This is a genomic window from Rhodanobacter thiooxydans LCS2 (assembly GCF_000264375.1).
In the GTDB taxonomy this organism is placed as follows: domain Bacteria; phylum Pseudomonadota; class Gammaproteobacteria; order Xanthomonadales; family Rhodanobacteraceae; genus Rhodanobacter; species Rhodanobacter thiooxydans.
Genome location: NZ_AJXW01000002.1, coordinates 49,992 through 69,883, shown reverse-complemented (window position 1 = coordinate 69,883; position 19,892 = coordinate 49,992). Strand labels below are relative to the sequence as shown.

General features: G+C 69.8%; 15 protein-coding genes. 7 read left to right on the top strand and 8 right to left on the bottom strand.

Annotated elements, in window-relative coordinates; translation table 11 throughout:
* Positions 1–115 precede the first annotated feature (115 nt).
* Complete coding sequence (locus tag UUA_RS00305) at positions 116–1,150, top strand: YncE family protein (RefSeq protein WP_008433265.1); 1,035 nt, start codon at positions 116–118, stop codon at positions 1,148–1,150.
* Positions 1,151–1,295: 145 nt separating this feature from the next.
* On the opposite strand, the gene UUA_RS00300 is transcribed toward UUA_RS00305, so the two are convergent.
* Together UUA_RS00300 and UUA_RS00295 are read right to left on the bottom strand one after the other, a co-directional pair.
* Positions 1,296–2,708, bottom strand: a complete 1,413-nt coding sequence (locus tag UUA_RS00300; protein ID WP_008433263.1) for a sensor histidine kinase — start codon at positions 2,706–2,708, stop codon at positions 1,296–1,298.
* Positions 2,705–3,370, bottom strand: a complete 666-nt coding sequence (locus tag UUA_RS00295) for a response regulator (protein WP_008433262.1) — start codon at positions 3,368–3,370, stop codon at positions 2,705–2,707. Before UUA_RS00295 ends, UUA_RS00300 begins: the two co-directional genes overlap by 4 nt.
* Before the next feature lie 297 nt (positions 3,371–3,667).
* On the opposite strand from UUA_RS00295, the gene UUA_RS00290 reads away from it, so the two are divergent.
* Genes UUA_RS00290 through mnhG form a run of 6 tightly spaced genes read left to right on the top strand, consistent with a single transcriptional unit; the run spans position 3,668 to position 9,617 of the window.
* Complete coding sequence (locus UUA_RS00290) at positions 3,668–6,571, top strand: monovalent cation/H+ antiporter subunit A (RefSeq protein WP_008433259.1); 2,904 nt, start codon at positions 3,668–3,670, stop codon at positions 6,569–6,571.
* Positions 6,571–6,912, top strand: a complete 342-nt coding sequence (locus UUA_RS00285; protein WP_008433257.1) for a Na+/H+ antiporter subunit C — start codon at positions 6,571–6,573, stop codon at positions 6,910–6,912. Before UUA_RS00290 ends, UUA_RS00285 begins: the two co-directional genes overlap by 1 nt.
* On the top strand, positions 6,909–8,504 hold the full coding sequence (locus UUA_RS00280) for a monovalent cation/H+ antiporter subunit D (RefSeq protein ID WP_008433254.1): 1,596 nt from the start codon (positions 6,909–6,911) through the stop codon (positions 8,502–8,504). The genes UUA_RS00285 and UUA_RS00280 overlap by 4 nt, the downstream gene beginning before the upstream one ends.
* Positions 8,501–8,989, top strand: a complete 489-nt coding sequence (locus tag UUA_RS00275; RefSeq protein WP_008433252.1) for a Na+/H+ antiporter subunit E — start codon at positions 8,501–8,503, stop codon at positions 8,987–8,989. The genes UUA_RS00280 and UUA_RS00275 overlap by 4 nt, the downstream gene beginning before the upstream one ends.
* The gene (locus tag UUA_RS00270) at positions 8,986–9,267 is read left to right on the top strand and encodes a K+/H+ antiporter subunit F (protein WP_008433250.1); all 282 of its coding nucleotides are present in this window, start codon (positions 8,986–8,988) and stop codon (positions 9,265–9,267) included. Before UUA_RS00275 ends, UUA_RS00270 begins: the two co-directional genes overlap by 4 nt.
* Positions 9,264–9,617, top strand: a complete 354-nt coding sequence (gene mnhG, locus UUA_RS00265) for a monovalent cation/H(+) antiporter subunit G (protein WP_008433248.1) — start codon at positions 9,264–9,266, stop codon at positions 9,615–9,617. Before UUA_RS00270 ends, mnhG begins: the two co-directional genes overlap by 4 nt.
* Positions 9,618–9,635: 18 nt before the next feature.
* Here the strand turns inward: mnhG and UUA_RS00260 are convergent, their stop codons facing one another.
* The 6 genes from UUA_RS00260 to UUA_RS00235 all read right to left on the bottom strand — a co-directional run bounded on the left by UUA_RS00260 (position 9,636) and on the right by UUA_RS00235 (position 19,830).
* On the bottom strand, positions 9,636–10,838 hold the full coding sequence (locus UUA_RS00260; protein ID WP_008433247.1) for a CaiB/BaiF CoA transferase family protein: 1,203 nt from the start codon (positions 10,836–10,838) through the stop codon (positions 9,636–9,638).
* Positions 10,839–10,976: 138 nt separating this feature from the next.
* Positions 10,977–12,824 carry a glycoside hydrolase family 127 protein gene (locus UUA_RS00255; RefSeq protein ID WP_081491480.1) on the bottom strand — a complete coding sequence of 616 codons (1,848 nt, stop codon included), beginning with the start codon at positions 12,822–12,824 and terminating at the stop codon, positions 10,977–10,979.
* Complete coding sequence (locus UUA_RS00250) at positions 12,821–14,992, bottom strand: formylglycine-generating enzyme family protein (RefSeq protein WP_008433242.1); 2,172 nt, start codon at positions 14,990–14,992, stop codon at positions 12,821–12,823. The genes UUA_RS00255 and UUA_RS00250 overlap by 4 nt, the downstream gene beginning before the upstream one ends.
* Before the next feature lie 31 nt (positions 14,993–15,023).
* Entirely contained in the window at positions 15,024–16,340 is a 1,317-nt protein-coding gene (locus UUA_RS00245; protein WP_008433241.1) for a serine hydrolase domain-containing protein, read from the bottom strand.
* 72 nt (positions 16,341–16,412) lie between these two features.
* Positions 16,413–18,671: a TonB-dependent receptor gene (locus tag UUA_RS00240; RefSeq protein WP_008433240.1), complete on the bottom strand. Its 2,259-nt coding sequence runs from the start codon at positions 18,669–18,671 to the stop codon at positions 16,413–16,415.
* Between the two features lie 277 nt (positions 18,672–18,948).
* Positions 18,949–19,830: a LysR family transcriptional regulator gene (locus UUA_RS00235; RefSeq protein ID WP_008433238.1), complete on the bottom strand. Its 882-nt coding sequence runs from the start codon at positions 19,828–19,830 to the stop codon at positions 18,949–18,951.
* Between the last annotated feature and the right edge of the window lie 62 nt (positions 19,831–19,892).

Here is a 19,892-nt window from a genome sequence, read left to right as displayed (position 1 = left end):
TCGCCGGAATGACGAAGAGTGGGGTCTTGCGCTTGAGCGGAGCGCCCCTCGGCTAAGGTCGGCATAAGCCATCGCACGCATGCTCGGTCGTCTCCCCTCCGCCCGAGGTGCCGTCATGCCGCGACCGATCCGCAAGCTGCTGCCCGCTGCGCTGCTGGCGCTGGCGGTGCTTCCCCTGGCTGCCGCGTCGGCTGCGTCGCCACCAGCCCCGCGCCTGCTGTCGCGGCTGGCGCTGGGCGGCCCGGGTGGCTGGGACTACCTGGCGTTCGATGCGCCCAGCCGCCATCTGTTCGTCAGTCGCGGCGACCGCGTGCTGGTGGTCGACGTCGACAGCGACAAGCAGATCGGCACGATCCCCGGCACCGCTGGCGTGCACGGCATCGCGCTCGCCGACGACCTGCACCGCGGCTTCGTCAGCGACGGCGCGAGCGCGTCGGTGACCGTGTTCGACCTGACCTCGCTGAAGACCGTGGCGACGATCACCGGCACCGGCCAGAACCCCGATGCGATCCTCTACGACAGCGCCTCGCACCACGTGCTGACCTTCAATGGCCACAGCGCCAGCGCCAGCGTGATCGACCCGGCGAAGAACGCGGTGGTCGCCAGCATCGCGTTGCCCGGCAAACCGGAGTTCGCGGTGGCCGACGGCAGCGGCCGCGTCTACGTGAACATCGAGGACAAGTCCGAGCTGGCGCAGCTGGATTCGCTTCAGGGCAAGCTGCTGCAGACCTGGCCGCTGGCGCCGTGCGAATCGCCCAGCGGGCTGGCCCTGGACCATGCGCACCATCGCCTGTTCGCGGTGTGCGACAACCGCACGATGACGGTGCTCGATGCGGTGGACGGCCACCACGTGGCCGACGTGCCGATCGGCGACGGCCCGGACGCGGTGGTGTTCGACGGGGCCAAGGGGATGATCTACAGCGCCAATGGCCAGAGCGGCACGATCACCGCGGTGCACGAGGACGACCCGGACCATTACACGGTGGCGGCGATGGTGCCCACCCAGGCGAGTGCGCGCACGCTCGCGCTGGACGCGAAGCTGCACCGGCTGTATCTCTCCGCCGCTCGGCTGGGTACCGGCCACCAGGCCAACGGTCGCCGCGCAATCGAGCCGGACAGCTTCGCCGTACTCACCGTCGGGCGGCCTTGAGAACCCCTCGCTAGCCTTGCTGTAGGAGCCCGCTGGCGGGCGATGCTTTTCCGAATCCCGAATCCCGAATCCCGAATCCCGGGACAAGAGCATCGCCCGCCAGCGGGCTCCTACAAGCGGTGAATAAAGGTTTCCCCGGGCGCGTTCAATGCGGCAGCGGGATCGCCACGTGCACGCGCAGGCCGCTGCCGTAGGGCGAGTCGAGCAGCTCGATGGCGGCGCCGTGCAGCTGCGCCGCGCGCTGCACGATCGACAGGCCCAGCCCGTAGCCGTCGCCGCGGCTGCCGCTTTCGCGCCGGAAGCGGGCGAACACGCTGGCGCGGCGTTCGGCCGGGATGCCGGGGCCGTCGTCGATCACGTCGATCAGTGCGGCGTGTTCGCCACGCTCGATCGACAGCTGCACCTGCCCGCCCGCGGGGACGTGGCGCAGCGCGTTCTCCAGCAGGTTGCGCAGCAGCGCGGCCAGCGCCGCCTCGTAGCCGTGCACCAGCAGCTGTGGCTCCAGCCGCGCCACGCTGAGCTCGACGCCGCTCTCGGCGATCACCGGCGCGAGTTCCTCCAGCACGCCCGTCGCGACGGCGGTCAGGTCGACGCGCATGCGCTGGCCCGACGCCGCGCCGGCTTCCAGCCGGGCCAGCGCCAGCAGCTGTTCGACCCGCCGGGCCAGCTCGCCGATGACGTGCTGGGCACTGCCGAGCGCAAGGTCCACCTCGGCCGGATCGGCGCTGGCCATCGCATTCTCCAGGTTGATCATCGCCGAGGCCAGCGGCGTGCGCAGTTCGTGCGCCACGTCGGCGCTGAAGCGGCGCTCGCGCTCCAGCGCATCCTCCAGCCGGGTGAGTTGTTCGTTCAGTGCCGCCAGCACCGGCTGCAGTTCCAGCGGGGCGTCGCGCAGCAGCACCGGCTCATGGCTGCCCGGCTCCCGCGACGACAACGCGCGGGTCAGCGCTTCGAGCGGGCGCAGCCCGCGGCGTATCGCCCAGCCCACCAGCAGGGCCAGCAGCGGCAGCCCGACCAGCAGCGGCAGGCTGTGCTCCAGCCATACCGCGTGCATGATCTCGTCGCGGCTGTCGTAGCGCTCGCCGGTGCGGATCACCACGCGGCTCGCCGCGTCGCGCAGGGTGAACACGCGCCAGCGGTACGTCCCCAGCCACACGTCCTGGAAATCCGCGTCGCCGGCCTGCGGCGGCGGCATGCCGGCGAGGTTGGCGGTGGCCAGCGCCAGGCGGCCGCCGGGCTCGAACACCTGGAAGCCGACCTCGGACTCGTAGGTATAGCGTTGCCGCGGCGGGCTGCCGATGAGGCCGGCCTCGATCGGCACCAGCACGCGGTCGGGGTCGCGGCGCTGCAGCGCCTCCAGGTCGGCCTGCGCGATCAGCACCTGCAGCGTGCGCGCCGACTGCGCCAGCCGGCCGTCGGAGAGTTCGCCCACTTCGCGGGCGGTGCGCTTGAAGCTGAGCACGCCCAGCGGCAGCAGCACCGCGGCCAGCACCACGATGACCAGCCAGCGCAGCCGGCCGTGCAGGCTCGCCGGCTTCAGCGGGTTCACCCACTTCATTGCGGCTCCCGCGGGATCATGTAGCCGAAGCCGCGCACGGTCTGGATGGTGTCGAAGCTCAGCTTGCGGCGCAGCGTGTGCACCAGCACCTCCAGCGCGCTGGAGCCGACCATGTTGTCCAGTCCGTACAGCGAGTTCTCCAGGTTCTCGCGGCGCACCAGCCGGCCGGCGCGTTCCATCAGGATCTGCAGCAGGGCGAATTCGCGCTTGGTCAGCTCGACCCGCTCGCCGCGGAAGCTCACCTCGGAGGTGCCGAGGTCCAGGCTCAGCGCGCCGGCCTCGATGCGGTTCGCCGCCAGGCCCTGCGCGCGCCGGGTCAGCGAGCGGATGCGCGCGGCCAGCTCGTCCACGTGGAAGGGTTTCACCAGGTAGTCGTCGGCGCCGGCATCGAGGCCGCGCACGCGGTCGTCCAGCCCGTCGCGCGCGGTCATCACGATCACCGGGGTCCTGATGTGCGTGCGGCGGGTCTCGACCAGTACGTCGAGCCCGTCCTTGCCGGGCAGGCCGAGGTCGAGCAGCACCAGGTCGGCGGTCTGGTCGCGCAGCGCGAGCAGCGCCGCGCGACCATCGCGCAGCCAGCTGACCGTATAGGCAAGGCGTTCCAGCGCGCGCTGGATCGCCGCGCCGAGCTGGGGGTCGTCTTCCACCAGGATGATGTGCACCGACAGGCTCCTTGGCACGGCCCGCGAGCCGCGGCCCGATTATCCGGCGATCGGCTTGCAAAGTGCTGAGATCGCGGGCCGGCACCGCGGATTTGCCGGCCACTCGGCCCGGCCTATAGAATCGGGCGAAGCGACGTGGAGTCATTCGGGCTGCCGCAACGGCGGCCCGCGATACCGCGACATGCAGGCGTTCCATCCGCTGAAGTGCGCGGACGCTCATGAAAAGGCCAGGGTGCGATGCCCCGGTTTTTCTGCCGGAGACACCACCGACAACCTTTCGAGCGAGCACCGCGACTGATGCCTGACGCCATCCTGCCAAGCACCATCCTCGCCCTGCCGTTCGTCGCCGCGGTGCTGGCGTGGCTGCTGCGTTCGCGTGGACGCAACCTGGCGGTGTGGCTGATGACCGGCACCGCGCTGCTCGGCCTGCTGCTTGCGCTGTGGCTGTACCCGGCGATCACCGGCGGCGGCGCCCTGCGCCAGCTGATCCCGTGGGCGCCGGGGCTGGGCCTGGACCTGGTGCTGCGGGTGGACGGCTTCGCCTGGCTGTTCATGCTGCTGATCTGCGGCATCGGCGCGCTGGTGGGCATCTACGCCCGCTACTACATGCCGGCGGATGATCCGCTGGCACGCTTCTTCGCGCTGCTGCTGGCGTTCATGGGCTCGATGCTGGGCATCGTGATGTCCGGCAACGTGCTGCAGCTGGTGTTCTTCTGGGAACTGACCAGCCTGTTCTCGTTCCTGCTGATCGGCTACTGGCACCACGGCGCCTCGGCCCGCGACGGCGCGCGGATGGCGCTGGTCGTCACCTCCGGCGGTGGGCTGTGCCTGCTCGCCGGGGTGCTGCTGCTTGGGCACATCGTGGGCAGCTACGATCTCGACGTGATCCTCGCCGCGGGCGACGCGGTGCGCGCGCATGCGCTGTACCTGCCCACGCTGCTGCTGATCCTGCTCGGCGCGTTCACCAAGAGCGCGCAGTTCCCGTTCCATTTCTGGCTGCCGCAGGCGATGTCGGCGCCCACGCCGGTGTCGGCCTACCTGCATTCGGCGACGATGGTGAAGGCCGGCGTGTTCCTGCTGGTACGCTTCTGGCCGGTGCTGGGGGGCACCGACGCGTGGTTCTGGATCGTCGGCGGGACGGGCCTGCTCACGCTGGTGCTGGGCGCGTACGCGGCGATGTTCGAGCAGGACCTGAAAGGCGTGCTGGCCTATTCGACGATCAGCCATCTCGGCCTGATTACCATGCTGGTCGGCCTGGGCAGCGCGCTGGGCGTGGTCGCGGCGATCTTCCACATCGTCAACCACGCCACCTTCAAGGCCTCGCTGTTCATGGCGGCCGGCGCGGTCGACCACGAGGCCGGCACGCGCGACCTGCGCAAGCTCGGTGGGTTGCGCCGCTTCATGCCGGTCACCGCGACGCTGGCGCTGATCGCCGGTGCGGCGATGGCCGGGGTACCGCTGCTGAACGGTTTCCTGTCGAAGGAGATGTTCTTCGCCGAGACGCTGGCCAGCCGCAACGGTCCGCTGCTGGACGTGCTGTCGGTGGTGATCGCGGTGGCCGCCAGCGCGTTCGGCGTGACCTATTCGATCCGTTTCGTACGTGGCGTGTTCTTCGGACGCGTGCCCGCCACCTTGCCGCGGGAGCCGCACGAGCCGCCGCTGTGGATGCGCGTGCCGATCGGCCTGCTGGCGCTGGCCTGCCTGCTGGTGGGTGTGCTGCCGGCACGGGTGATCGGCCCGTCGCTGCGCGCGGCGGCCAGCGCGGTGCTGGGCGCCGGCCAGCTGCCGCCGTACAGCCTGGCGGTGTGGCACGGCGTGACCACGCCGCTGCTGATGAGCGTGCTGGCGTTCGGCGCCGGCTGCCTGCTGTTCGTCAGCCTGCGCCGGTGCTTCGCTACGCTGGAGGCGGCGCCGCTAACCGGGCGCTTCAGTGGCAAGCGCATCTTCGAACGGGTAATGGCGGTGGTCGCGGCGGACCTGCCGCAGCGCATCGAGCGGCGCTACCCGAGCCGCCGGTTGCAGCCGCAGCTGCTGCTGATCGTGCTGCTGGCACTGGTCGCCGGCACGCTGGCGGCCACCAGCGCACCGTTCGGCTTCCAGCCGCGCTGGTCCAGCGTGGACCCGGCATTCGCCTTGTTGTGGCTGCTCGGCGCGGCCTGCGCGATCGGCGCGGCGAGCCAGGCCAAGTTCCACCGCCTCGCCGCGCTGGTGCTCACTGGTGGTGCCGGGCTGGTGTCGTGCGTGAGCTTCGTGTGGCTGTCGGCGCCGGACCTGGCGGCGACCCAGCTGCTGGTCGAGGTGGTCACCACCATCCTGATCCTGCTCGGCCTGCGCTGGCTGCCCAAGCGCATCGAGGGGCTGGCGGCGGAGAGCCGCACGCACCGCTTCCGCCGCCGCCGCGACATGGTCATCGCGACGGCGGTGGGTCTGGGCGTGGCCAGCCTGGCGTATGCGGCGATGATGCATCCGGTGGCCGACTCGATCTCGCGCTTCTTCCTTGAGCGGGCGTACACCGAAGGCGGCGGCCACAACGTGGTCAACGTGATCCTGGTCGATTTCCGCGGCTTCGACACGCTGGGCGAAATCAGCGTGCTGGCGATCGTGGCGCTGACCGTGTTCGCCCTGCTGCGCCGCTTCCGCCCCGCCGCCGAAAGCATCAACGCGCCGGCGCAGCAGCGCCTGCAGACGGCGCTGGGGGCGAGCGGACCCGGCCGCGCCGCGGATCATTCGCTGACCGACTACCTGATGATCCCCGGTCTGATCATCCAGCTGATGGCGCCGGTAATCGTGCTGTTCGGCCTGCACCTGTTCCTGCGCGGGCACGACCTGCCGGGTGGCGGCTTCGTGGCCGGCATCACCGTGTCGGTGGCGCTGATCCTTTTGTACATGGCGCGCGGCGCACGCTGGGTGGAGGCGCATCTGCGCGTGCTGCCGGTGCGCTGGATCGGGCTGGGCCTGCTGCTGGCGGCCGGCACCGGGCTGGGCTCGCTGGCGTTTGGCCGTCCATTCCTCACCTCGTATTTCCGCCACGTCGAGCTGCCGGTGCTGGGCGAGCTGCCGCTGGCCTCGGCGGTGCTGTTCGACCTGGGCGTGTTCGTGGTGGTGGTGGGCGCCACCACGCTGATGCTGATCGCGCTGGCGCACCAGTCGCTGCGCCGTCCGCGCCAGGCGCCGGCGACTGCGGCGGAAGGGGAGGGCTGATGGAACTGGTGCTTGCCGCCGCCATCGGTATCCTCGCCGCGTCCGGCGTATGGCTGCTGCTGCGCCCGCGCACCTTCCAGGTGATCATCGGGCTGACCCTGATCTCCTATGCGGTGAACCTGTTCATCTTCTCCATCGGCGGGCTGCGCACCGGCGCCGATCCGGTGCTGCGCGACGCCGCCGGCGACATCGCGCAGTACACCGACCCGCTGCCGCAGGCGCTGGTGCTCACCGCGATCGTGATCGGTTTCGCCACCACCGCGCTGTTCCTGGTGGTGCTGCTGACCTCGCGCGGGCTGACCGGCAACGACCACGTCGATGGCGAGGACGGCAGCGCATGAACCATCTGGTGATCGCGCCGATCGTCACGCCGCTGCTGGTCGCCGCGTTGCAGCTGCTGGTGGGCGAGAAGCACCGGCGCACGGTGCTGGTGCTCAGTGTCGCCTCGTGCAGCGCACTGGTGCTGCTGGCCGCCGCGCTGATGCATGCGGTGGCAGGTGAAGGCGCGTTGGCGGCGGTGTACCGCATCGGTGACTGGCCGGCGCGCTTCGGCATCGTGCTGGTGGCCGACCGGCTGTCGGCGCTGATGGTGCTGCTGACCGGCGTGCTGGCGCTGGCGGTGCTGCCGTACGCGCTGGGCCGCTGGCAGCATCGCGGCGGCCACTTCCAGCCGTTGCTGCAGTTCCTGCTGATGGGCCTGAACGGCGCCTTCCTCACCGGCGACCTGTTCAACCTGTTCGTGTTCTTCGAGGTGCTGCTGGCGGCGTCCTACGGCCTGGCCCTGCACGGCTCGGGCGCGCGGCGGGTCAGCGCGGGGCTGCACTACATCGCGGTGAACCTGACCGCCTCGATGCTGTTCCTGCTCGGCGTCAGCCTGATCTTCGGCGTCACCGGCACGCTGAACATGGCCGCGCTGGCCGAGTTGATCCCGCACGTGCCGGAGCGCACCCGCGCGCTGCTGCACTCGGGCGCGGCGCTGCTCGGCGTGGCGTTCCTGATCAAGACCGCGATGTGGCCGCTGGGCTTCTGGTTGCCACGCACCTATGCAGCGGCCTCGCCGGCGGTGGCGGCGATGTTCGCGCTGATGACCAAGGTCGGCATCTACGTGCTGCTGCGGCTCGGCCTGCTGCTGTTCGGCGATGGCGCCGGTCCGGCGTCGGCCCACTTCGGCAGCGGCTGGATGCTGTGGGGCGGCGTGGCCACGGCGGCCGCGGCCACCGTCGGCATGCTCGGCGCGCGCGATCTGGCCAAGCTGGCCGGCTACAACGTGCTGGTCTCCTCCGGCACCCTGCTCGGCGCGATCGGCCTGCAGCAGCGCGCGGTGACTGCCGGCGCGCTGGCCTACCTGGTCATCTCCACGCTGGCGATCGCCGCGTTCTTCCTGGTCGCCGGCCTGCTTGCCTCCGATGGCGACGACGACACCGACGACACGCTGAGCCTGGAGCCGTATGTGCAGCTGGGCGAACCGGCCCCCAACGAAAGCCTGTACGCGCAGGAGGACGAGAGCCGGGTGGTGATCTCCGCGCCGATCGCCATGCTCGGCGCCAGCTTCCTCGCCTGCGCGCTGCTGCTGGCCGGGCTGCCGCCGCTGTCCGGGTTTCTCGCCAAGCTGGCCATGCTGGCGCCGATGCTGGACGCTGGCGCGCGGCCCGGCGCGGGGCTGCTGTTCGCGCTGATCATCGTGGCCGGCTTCGGCACGGTGATCGCGCTGTGCCGCGCCGGCATCCAGATCTTCTGGGTCGAGCCGGAGCGGATCTTCCCGAAGGTGCGGCTGGTGGAGAGCGCCTCCATCGCAGTGCTGCTCGGCCTGTGCCTGCTGCTGACCGTGCTGGTCGAGACGCCGCTGCATTACCTGCGTGACACCGCCGGCCAGCTGCACGCGCCGGCCGGCTACATCCAAGCGGTGCTGCCGCCGGCGCAGGTGTCGCCATGATCCGCCGCTGGCTGCCGTACCCGATCCTGTCCGCGCTGCTGCTGCTGATCTGGCTGCTGCTGAGCCAGAGCGTCGCGCCCGGCACGATCCTGCTCGGCGCGCTGCTGGGCATCGCGCTGGCGAAGATGTTCGGCCTGCTGCGCCCGCCCAAGGCACACCTGCGCAACTACCCGCTGCTAGGCAGGCTGTTCCTGCGCGTGGTGCTGGACATCTTCCGCTCGAACCTGGCGGTGGGCCGGTTGATCCTGTGCCGCGACCGTCGCGTGCGCTCGGGCTTCGTGGCGATCCCGCTGCAGCTCACCGACCGCTACGGCCTCGCCGTGCTGGCGTGCATCATCACCTCCACCCCGGGCACCATCTGGGTCAGCTACGACCCGAGCGCGAACATCCTGCTGATCCACGTGCTGGATCTGGTGGACGAGGCGGGCTGGACCGACACCATCAAGCAGCGCTATGAACGCCCCCTGCTGGAGATCTTCCAATGAGCCACAGCCTGCTCGCTGCCGCCGTCATCCTCGCGCAGATCCTGCTGTTGCTGGCGATGAGCTTCTCGATCATCCGCATGGTGCGTGGCCCGCGCGCGCAGGACCGCGTGCTGGCGCTGGACGCGCTGTACGTCAATGCGATGCTGCTGCTGCTCACCATCGGCATCCGCAGCGGCAGCCTGCTCTACGTCGAGGCCGGGCTGATCATCGCGCTGCTCGGCTTCGCCGGCACGGTGGCGCTGTCGAAGTTCCTGATGCGCGGGCAGGTGATCGAATGAGCCACCTCGACGCGCTGCCGCCGTGGGCGGCGATCCTGGTCGCCGTGTTCGTCATGCTGGGCGCGCTGTTCGCCTTCGTCGGTTCGCTCGGCCTGCTGCGCCTGAAGAACTTCTACCAGCGCGTGCACGCGCCGACCCTGGGCACCACGCTGGGCACGTTCTTCATGCTGGCCGGCTCGATCACCTGCTTTTCGGTGCTGCACGGCCGGCCGATCTTCTACGAGATCCTGATCGGCGTGTTCCTCACCCTGACCACCCCGATCACCCTGATGCTGCTGGTGCGGGCCGCGCTGTACCGCGACCGCGAGGAAGGCTCGGCGGACGTGCCGCAGGCGCAGCTGCACGAGTGAGCGCTGCGCGCTGCGCGATCAACCCTTGTCGCGGCCGCGCGGCCTGGGCGCGATCGGCGCGCCGGTTTCGACCGCGGCGATCACCGCCGCGGTGTCCTGGCCGAGCACGGGGGCGGCAAATGGCGCCGGGCCCGGCGTGCGGCCGAAGCGGATCGACTGGGCCACGCCGCGGTAGCGGCCGACCACCGGATGCTCGAAGGTGTCGATGATGCCCTGCGCCTGCACCTGCGGGTGGTTGAACATGTCCTCGATGCGGCGTGCGGCGGCGCAGGGCACTTCGTCGCCGAACCGTTCCTCCCACTCCAGCGCGCTGCGTGCGGCCAGCGCCGCGTGCAGCTGCGGCAGGATTTCGGCGAAGTGCTGCGCGCGCTTGCGCACGCTGTCGTAGCGTGGTTCGGCGGCCAGCGCGTCGAGGCCGGTCTTCGCGCACAGCGCCTTCCAGAAGCGCGGTGTATTGGCCGAGATGTAGATCCAGCCCTCGCGTGTGGGGTGGATGCCGGTGACGCCGCCGGAGCGCATGTCGCGGCCGATGTCGAGCGACTCGCCTTCGGCCCAGATCATCCGCGCCGACTGCATGGTCAGCGCACTGCGCAGCAGCGACACGCCGACGAATTGGCCCAGCCCGCTGCGCTCGCGCTCGTACAGCGCCGACGACACCCCGGCGGCCAGCAGCGCCGCGGCGTAGTAGTCGACCACCGAGCCGTAGATGATCTCCGGCGGCCCGCCGCGCTTGCCCTGCAGCGTGCACATGCCGGTCATGGTCTGCAGCACCTGGTCGTAGCCGGCCTTGTCCTTCAGCGGGCCGCTGTCGCCGTAGCCGGTGATCGCGCAGTAGACCAGCCGCGGGTTGATCGGGTTCAGCTGCTCATGGCCAATGCCGAGCCGCTCCGGCACGCCGGGGCGGAAGTTGTGTACCAGCACGTCGGCGTCGCGCACCAGCTTGAGCAGGGCGGCGTGGTCGTCCGCGCGCTTGAGGTCGAGCACGATGCCGCGCTTGCTGCGGTTGACGCCGAGGAAGGCGCGGCTTTCGCTGGGCAGGGTGGAGGGATACTGGCGCAGGTTGTCGCCATCGGGCGGCTCGACCTTGATCACGTCCGCGCCCTGGTCGGCCAGCAGCGAGCAGGCGTACGGACCGGCGATATAGGCGCTCAGGTCCAGCACGCGCACGCCGGCCAGCGGGCCGTGGCGGGCGGCTTTCGACTCAGGCGGTGGGGTTTCCATGCGCGGCGCGTCCGTGGGGATCGGGGTGGGTGCTGCGGGTCACTCTGCACCATGCTTTCGTCAAGAAACAGGCGAGGCGGCTATGTTCTGGCGCCACAAATTCTTGTGTGACGTTCGCTGTCCGGCACCATGGCCGCGTCATCCGCGCGGCTCCGGGGCGAGCGGCAGCCAGCTCAGCCGCCAGCTGCCGTCGACGCGCCCGCCGGTGCCGAAGTACGGGGTGAACTCCAGCGGCGCGCGGTAGCCCGGGTCCAGCGTGATGCGCGGCACGCCGTCGGCCTGCGCGCCCTGCAGCGTCAGCCATTGCTGCGGCGGCGCGTCGGGCAGGCGCAGGGTTTCCTCGACCTTGAAGCCGTCGATCAGCCCGGTGGCATAGACCAGCGGGCCGCAGGTGACCGCGGCGTATTCGAAGTGCAGCACTTCCTGGCACACCTCGCTGCCGTCCGGCGCGCGCGATTCCTGCACGTTGCGGTTGACCGCGCGGTGCAGCCGCGGCTGCATCGGGAAGCGCGCCACCAGCTCGTCGCCGTCGTGCCATTCGCGTTCGAGCACGGCGTAATGTCCCGGCGACAACGCGACTCCGGCGTCCTCGCCATTGATCACGAGCGTGGCGTCCTTGGCCCACGACGGGATGCGCAGCTTCAGCGTGAAGCGCATCGGGCGGCCGACGGCGATGCGCAGGCGGACATCGTCGGGGTACGGGTAGGCGGTGTGCTGTTCGATGCGCAGTTCGCCGGCGCCATCCAGCGCGAAGCTCGCCGAACCGGCGCCGTAGAGATTGACGGCTATGGCGCCGTCGTCGTCGCGGGCATAGGCGAGCGCGGGCAGTTCCTCCAGCGCCATCGCGCCGCTGGACTTGCAGCAGCGCCAGTAGGTGGTGTGCACGCGGCGACCGTTGGGGAACACGTAGTAGCACCAGTCCTCGCCGTTCGGTGCCTGCGCGCCGAGCAGGTCGTTGTACCCGGTGCGCTCGATCTCCTCGGCGTAGCGCGCCTCGCCGGTGATCGCCAGCAGCTCGCGGTTGAGCTGGATCCACGCCAGCGACGAGCAGGTCTCGACGTAGCCGTACGGACTGAACACGCCGGCCGCGTTGAACACCTCGCGCGAGCGATGTGCCACGCCGCCCCACGGTCCGCCGCCCAAGGTGAGGTGGTACTCGCGGATGCTGCGCCAGGCGTGCTCCACCGCACGGCGGTAGTCGCCGTTGCCGGAGGCGCGATGCAGCTTGGCCACGCCGACCAGGTTCCACGCCAGCTGGTAGGCCTTGCCGGTGGCGATGGCGGAGACGTCCGTACCGGCCAGCGCGCGCGCAAGCAGGGCCAGTTCGCGGTGGCCGTCCGCCTGCTGCAGCACGCGCTGCGCGAGCTCGAGGTAACGCGGCTCGGCGGTGGCGAAGTACAGCTCGACGGCCGGGTCCATCAGCACTGTCGCCGACAGCCCGTGGTGGTTGCCCAGCTCGGTGATGTCGATGCCGCCGTCGGTCAGCGTGTGCCAGCACAGGTCGCCGATCCGGCGCGCTGCCTCCAGATAGCGTGGCGCAGGGAAGTGGCGATGCACTTCCAGCAGGCCGAGGATCAGGTAGGCGTGGGTCCAGATGTCCCAGGTGCGCACGCTGGGTGCGCCGTCCCAGCTGGCCGGCTTCGGCGGCTGCGGGCGCATGAAGCGGTGGTCCGGCGCGTAGGTGCCGAGATAGCCGTCGGGTTCCTGCACCGATACCAGATAGTCGGCGACGCGCAGCACCTGTGCGCGCAACGCCGCGTCGCCGCTGCGCGCTGCCGCCTTCGCGGCGGCGACCAGCCACTTGCCGGCGTGCTCGCCGTACCAGTCGCCCTCGCGGTTTTCGTTGCGTCGTTCGGGCGCGAACAGCGCGATCGCAGGACTGTGCTCATCGACGATGAAGTGCGAGAGCCGGCCGCGCAGGTTGGCGGCAAGCGCCTCGCCGAGCAGGCCACCCAGTTGCACGCGACCCGCCGCTGGCCCGCTCATGCCGCGTCGACCACGCAACGGAAGCCGACGCTGCCGGAGCGGTCCTTGCACGGCGCCATCAGCAGGTACTTGCCGTGCTGGTCGAGCCGGTGCGCTTGCGGGAAATACCAGTGCGAGGTCTGCGGCTGATAGCTGCTGCCACCGCGCAGGATCGCGGCGCGGGTGTGTTCGTCGGCGTACTCGTCGGTCCACTGCCAGACGTTGCCGACCAGGTCGAGCACGCCGAACGGACTGGCCGCGGCCGCGTGCGCATCTACATCGTCCGGCGCACGCAGCGTGCGGCCGCGGTTCGTTGCGGGCACCATCGTTTCGTCCCAGTCGTTGCCCCACGGGTAGCGCCGGCCGTCGTCGCCCTGCGCGGCGTACTGCCATTCCCATTCGTGCGGCAGGCGCTTGCCCGCCCACGCGGCGTAGGCGCGCGCGTCCTCGATCGCGACCCAGGTCACCGGCTTGTGTTCCCAGCCCTGCGGTGGCGCGTCGTCGCGCCAGTGGTGCAGGAAGTTGTGCGGATCGCGCGGGCGCCAGCCGCTGGCGTCGAGGAAGTCGCGGAACTGCGCGTTGGTCACCGGCGTGCGGTCGATGAAGAACGCGCTCATCTCCATCCGGTGGCGATGGCCGCGCCGCGCGCTGTCCTCCCACGGGTATTGCACGTCGTTGCCTTCCCAGGTCTGGCCCTCGATCTCAACACCGCCGACCATGAAGTCGAAGCTGCCTGCAGGAATCGCCAGCATGCCGGGTGGTGCTTCGATAGCAGGCCGCGTGGGTGCGATCGGCACCAGTTGCTGCGGCAGCGAACGCCACTGGTTCGACAGCGACTGCAGCGGCACGGACGAGCGTTCGCGCATGCGCGCCAGGAACGCGTCGAGGCCGTCGAGCGAGGCGCCGGGCGCCAGCGCCAGCAGTGCGCCGAAGCCGCGGCCTTCCAGCGCGAAGTCGAACACCGCGCGGTCGCCGTCCAGCCGCGGCTGCAGCGGCACGCCGTGCCAGGCGTCGTACCAGCGTGTGCCGTCGCGGTGCGGCAGCGCGATCTGCTCGCCGGCCACCGCGTACTCGTTACGGTTGACCAGGGTCCACAGCGTGAAGGCGTCGGTGAGGAAGCGACTGGCGAACACGCCGGCCTGCAAGGTGCGCTCGTACGGCCGCCAGTCGCGGCTGACCAGCGCGGGCGCGAACTGACGCTCGATTGCGGCGATGCGGCGCAGCGTCTCGGCATCGCGCGGGGTGAACTGGTTCCAGATGCCCCAGACGTTCTCCCACGCGTTGTAGCCGATACCGTTGAAGAAGATGTACTGCAGGTCGTGGTTGCGGTCGCGGCCCCAGCGGTTCTCGTAGTTGATCATGTGGCGCGGCTCCAGCCACTTCCACTTGGCAACCGGCGGGATCACCTCGTTCGGCGCCTTCTTGCCCCAGCTCTGCACGTTCCAGATCAGCTGCTCCTCGGAGCTGATGGTGGACTCCGGCTGCAGCACCACCGGGCAGCCGAGCGCGTCGCAGGCGTCGAAGAACGCACGCGGCACGCCGTTGTAGGTGTCGCCGTTGATGCCGTCGGCGCCGACTGCCCTGACCAGCTCGGCGATCGCCTGCCAGTCGTTTTGTTCCGGCTCGCGCGTGCCGTGGTCCCACGGCATGGTGGGCAGGAACACGCGCACGCCGCGGCGGTGGAAATCGTCCACCGCGCCCTTCAGGCCGGCGAGGCCGCCGGGCAGGTCGTGCGCCAGGTCGGTCTTGTTGCGGTCGTCGAGGCCGATGTTGGGATAGACGAACCAGATCAGCACGCTGTCGATGCCGCCGTAGCGCGCCTCCAGGTCGTCCAGGTAGCGGTCGACGGTGTAGCGGCCGGCCACCGGATCGTAGAAGTAGCGGTCCTCCACCATCATCTGCGCGTGCACGAAGTTGCGCTGCGCCCACTGCAGCTCGGGGCGGCGGTAGTTGGCGTCGTCGTAGCCGATGCGCACGAGGTGCTCGCGGCGCCAGTCGGTCAGCTCGCGAACCCAGTCGTCGGCGCTGCCGTCCACGTCCATCTTCCAGTGGCCGATCTCGGCGAACGGCCAGCCCGGCGCCTTGCCGGGCGTGGGCAGGTAGCGGCCGGTGGTGACGTGCGAGAACTTGAACTCGTGGCGCACGCACGACGCGGCTGGCGTATCGGGGGAATCGGGGTCGGTGCTCATCGGGTACTCGGTAACGCCGTGCGTGGCGAAGTCATTGCAGCGTCTGGTAGACGAGATCGTGGAAGTTGCGGCTGATCCGCGGCAGGTCCTTGCTGCCATCCTCGCGCGGCAGGTGCTGCAGCATGAGGATCATCAGCAGATGTTCGTGCGGGTCGATGCTGTAGCTGGTCGAGGCGGCGCCGCTCCAGCCGAACTGGCCCGCCGAACCGAGCTGGCCGCGCCGCGCCGGATCGAGCACCACGTAGCCGCCGAGGCCGAAACCCTCGGCGTCGCTGAACTGGGTCACCGGCGGATCGAGCATGGTGAGGTGGTTGCGCAGCATCAGCTCCACCGTCTTGCGGCCCAGCACGACGTGGCCGTCCAGCGTACCGCCGTCGAGCAGCATCTGCGCAAAGCGCGCGTAGTCGCCGGCGGTGGAGTACAGGCCGCCGGCGCCGCTGGCGTAGGCATTCAGCGGCTCACCCGGGTGCCGGGCGCTGGCGGTGTCGGCGAGGCGCAGTCGGCCGTCCTTGCCCATGGTGGCGAGGTCGACCACGCGCGAACGCTGCGCTTCCGGCACACGGAAGCCGGTGTCGCGCATCTGCAGCGGGTTGAAGATGCGTTGCTGCAGGAAACTCTCGAACGGCTGCCCCGAGACCACCTCGACCACCCGCGCCAGCAGTTCCAGCGAGGCACCGTCGTAGCCGAAGCGCGTGCCGGGGTCGGCGGCCAGCGGCACGCGGCGCATGCGTTCGGCGAAGCCGCGCAGGTCGCGTGCACCGTGTGGGTCGGCGCGCTCCATCAGCCGCACCGCCAGCTCGTCGCCCTTGCGGCCGGCCGGGTAACCGGCGGTGTGGGTGAGCAGCGCATGCAGGGTGACCGGCTTGTCGGCCGGCCGCAGCTTCGGTGCGTCGACGCTGCCGCCGATGAGCACCTGCGGTGCGTCGAAGCCGGGCAGGTAGCGCGACAGCGGGTCGTCCAGGCCGAGCTTGCCTTCCTCCACCAGCAGCATCACCGCGACCGAGGTCACCGTCTTGCTCATCGAGTAGATGCGGAAGATCGCGTCCTTGCGCATCGGCTCGCGCCGCGCGAGGTCGCGATGGCCGTAAGCCTGCCAGTCCACGAGGCGGCCGTTGCGCGCGAGCAGGGTGACGCCGCCGAGGTAGCCGTCGTCGCCGGTGGCCTTGTCCATGAAGTCGTGCAGCCGCTGCAGACGCACGGAGGAAACGCCCTGCGCTTCGGGTTGCACCTGCGGCAGTGGCGTGGCCGCGGCGGCCAGCGACGGCAGCGCCATGCACAGCAACACCGCCGCCAGCAGCCTGGACCGGGCGGTGTTCCTGCGGGCAGGGTTGCTGCGTACGTCGATCATCGGAAGCCCTCGCCGCGGTCGCGACGCCACGGGGAGGCGAAGCGTCGCGACCCGCATAGCGTCACGCCGGGGTCAGAACGTGATCGTATACGTCAGCGAGGTCATGCGGCCACGGCCGGCCCAGTAGTTCTGGTAGCCGGCGAGCTGCGACCAGCTGAGGATGTATTGCTTGTCGAACAGGTTCTCGACGCCGAGCGACAGCTTGCCGTAGCGCGCCATGTCGTAGTTCACGCCGAGGTCGAACAGGGTGTAGCCGTGGGTCTGTTCGTCGTAGCTGTACGTCCTGCCGTCGTAGGCACGCGTGTCGCTGCCGCGGAGGTGACGGCCGAACAGCGAGGTGAAGCCGAGCGTGGCGTCCGCGTTGGGCAGGAACTTCCAGGTCACTGCGGCGGCGAACTTGTCCGGGTTGATGTCGAGCACGCCCATCGGCTTGTTGAGCCCGCCCGCGCCGTAGCGGCCAGCCGGGTCGGCCGACCAGAACGCCGTCTTGCCGCGGATGTGCGAGTACAGGCCGGTCACCTTCCACTGCTCGTCGAAGCGCCATTCGCCGGTGACCTCGGTGCCCTCGATGCGCACCGGGGCGCGGGTCAGGATGAAGTCGCTGGTGTTCGGGTCGATCGTCAGCGAGGCGCCGAACGGCGACTTGGAAATGTAGTGGGTGGCGCCGAACGCGCCGTGGTCGCCGCGCCAGTTGAAACCGGCCTCGGTGTTCTTGAAGACGATCGCGTCGAGGTCGCGGATGCGGCTGACGGACTGTCCGGGCACGTTGATGTTGCGCAGCGGGATGCCGATGTTGGGCAGGGTGAAGCCTTCGCTGTACGAACCGAACAGCGACCACTCGCTGTCGATGCGCCAGATTGCGCCGAAGTTTTTCAGGTTCTTGGTGTACTTCACGCCGCCACCTTCGACGAACACGCGGTTGCGGTACCAGGTGGTGGTGTAGCTGTTGACGGTGAGCTTGTCGTCCTCGCGGCGGATGCCGCCGCTCAGGGTCAGCGGGCCGACATCCCACGACAGCTGGGCATACGGCGCCGTGCTCTTGTAGTTCATCGGCGGCACCCACAAGCGCTTGGTCAGCGCCAGCTGCTGCTGCGCCTTGTCGCGGCCGAAGTCGATGCCGGTGTGCAGCTCCAGCCCGCTCACGTTGAACAGCTCGGAGCGGGTCCAGGAAGTGCGGATGCCTTTCTTGTGCGAGTCGATCTCCGACTGGTCGAACAGCGTGCCCATCGGCGCGATCAGCGGGTCCTGCTTGTCCGAGCTGTTCTCGGGTAGGTAGCGCATCGCCTGGTCGGCCTTGTAGACGTTGATCTCCAGCGCGCCGCCGAAGAAATCGGCGTTGCTGTAGGCCAGGCTGTACTGCTTGAAGTCGTTGAACGCGCCCCTCGAGCCGAAGATGTGGCCCTTCTCCGAGGTGTTGGTGCGCGGCACGGCGCACGGCGGATCGTCGGTCGGGCCGCGGCAGCCCAGCACCTGGACGTAGTTGCCCTTGCCCTCGATCTTGAAGTGGCTGTAGGTCGCCTGCAGGCGCTGCTCGTTGGACGCGCCGAAGTTGAAGCCGCCCTTGAGGAACAGGTTCTTCGAGGTGGAGTCGGCCAGCGAGCCGCTGGTGTTCATGCCGATGCGGCGGCCGTCGCCGTCGTAGGAGATGCCGCGGTCGATGTACGACGCCGAGAGCAGCACGTCGTAGGCGTCCTGTTTGGCGGCGAAGGTGAGGCCGGTCTTCCAGCCTTCGCTGCCGCCGTGGCCCTGGGTCTGATAGCGCGTGGTAAAGGTGGTCTCGGTGCCCTGCTTGGTCGGCACCTTGGAGATGTAGTTGATGATGCCGCCGGCGGCGCCGATGCCCTCGGAAGCGGACGGGCCGTTGATCACTTCGACGCGGCCGATGATGCCCATGTCGGTGAAGGTGCCGTTGCGGGTGCCCTCGCGCAGCGGGGAGCCCTGCGGGATGCCGTCGAACAGGCGTAGCGGGATGCGCCCGCGCAGGGTCTCGCCGGTGTTGCTCATCGCCTGCGAGGATTCGGCGTAGCCCGGTACCGAGCGCGCCAGCACCGCGGTGGCGTCCTCGGTCACCAGCAGGGTGTGCTGGATCTCTTCCTTCGAGATCACGGTGATCGCGCCGGGGATCTCGTCGACCGCCTTCGGCGTGCGCGTGCCGGTGACGATGATGCGGTTCAGGTCGACGACCTTGTCGTCCTTCTTCTTCGCGTCCGGTGTGCCGGCAGTCTGCGTGGCGGTGCTGCCGGCAGGTGTGGCGTCCTGCGCGTGCGCGCCGGCCGGGATCGCGGAGAACAACAGGATGCTGCTGATCGCGGCGGAGAGTGGCTTGATCATGGTGTGTCTCATCATGGTGTTGGGTGGCCGCGGCCCGAGCGGAACGGTGGCCGCGATGCAGCGCAATGCGTCAGGAACGATCTGGGGTGTGTTTCATTCGCGGCGCCCTCCCCGGCGTCCGGCAGCCCTGTGCGTGATTCTGGGCGAGCCTATGCGCTTCGCCGTTCGCAATGAACCAGCGCGGACTATGTTCAGAGGCTAGTTTTTGTTGCTTACGAACGAAGCAAATGTTTGCCGCGATGCAACATCAGCGTCATTGGCCTCGTGCAGGCATGGCTCAGGGCGAGCGCGCCTGCACCGCCTTGCGGCTTTCCTGCAGGAACACGGTGACCAGCCGCACGCGCACGCTGGAACGCGACCACACGATGCCGATGCGCCGCGGCACCGTCGGCGCGGGCAGCGGGATGCGCGCCAGTTGCACGCCTTCGGGCCACGGATGCGCCCAGTCCGGCACCAGCGACACGCCGAGGCCGCGGTCGACCATCACGGCGATCGCGTTGAGCGCGTTCAGTTCGAAGCGCTCGCGCGGCACGATGCCGTGGGCGCGCAGGTACTCGTCGGCTTGGCGGCCGCCCCACTGGTTGCGGTCGTAGCGGATCAGCGGCTGGGTCGCCAGCAGCTCGTGCGGGTCGCACCCGGCCATGCTCTTCGGCGCCAGCACGATCAGCGGCTCCTCGCGCAGCAGCAGCCATTCGCAGGTCTTGGGCAGCGCGAACGGCGCCTGCAGCACCACCGCCGCGTCGAGGTCGCCAGCTTCCACCGCGCGGTAGAGCTCGGCCGAATAGCCCGGCTTGATGAACACGTTGATCTGCGGGAACGCATCGACCATGCGCGCCAGCACGTCGGGCAGGATGCCGGCCAGCGCGGTGGGGCAGGCGCCCAGGCGCAGCTCGCCGGAGACCGCGTTCTCGTTCGCCACGCTGCGCAGGTCGGCCACGTTGCGCAACAGGTCGCGCGAGCGCTGCAGGATGCGCGAGCCCTCCTCGGTGACGCTCACCGTGCGGCCGACGCGGGCGATCAGGGTGGCGCCGATCTCGCGCTCCAGCGTGCGGATCTGCTGCGCCACCGCCGCTGGCGTGATGTTCAGCACGCGCGCCGCGGCCGCCATCGAGCCCTGGTCGACGATGGTGATGAAGGTATGCAGGAACTGGGTTTCCACGGCGCCTCGCTGGATGCTTGCGACAGGCTGTGCGGCCTGCCGATCCCTTCCATCATGCCGCC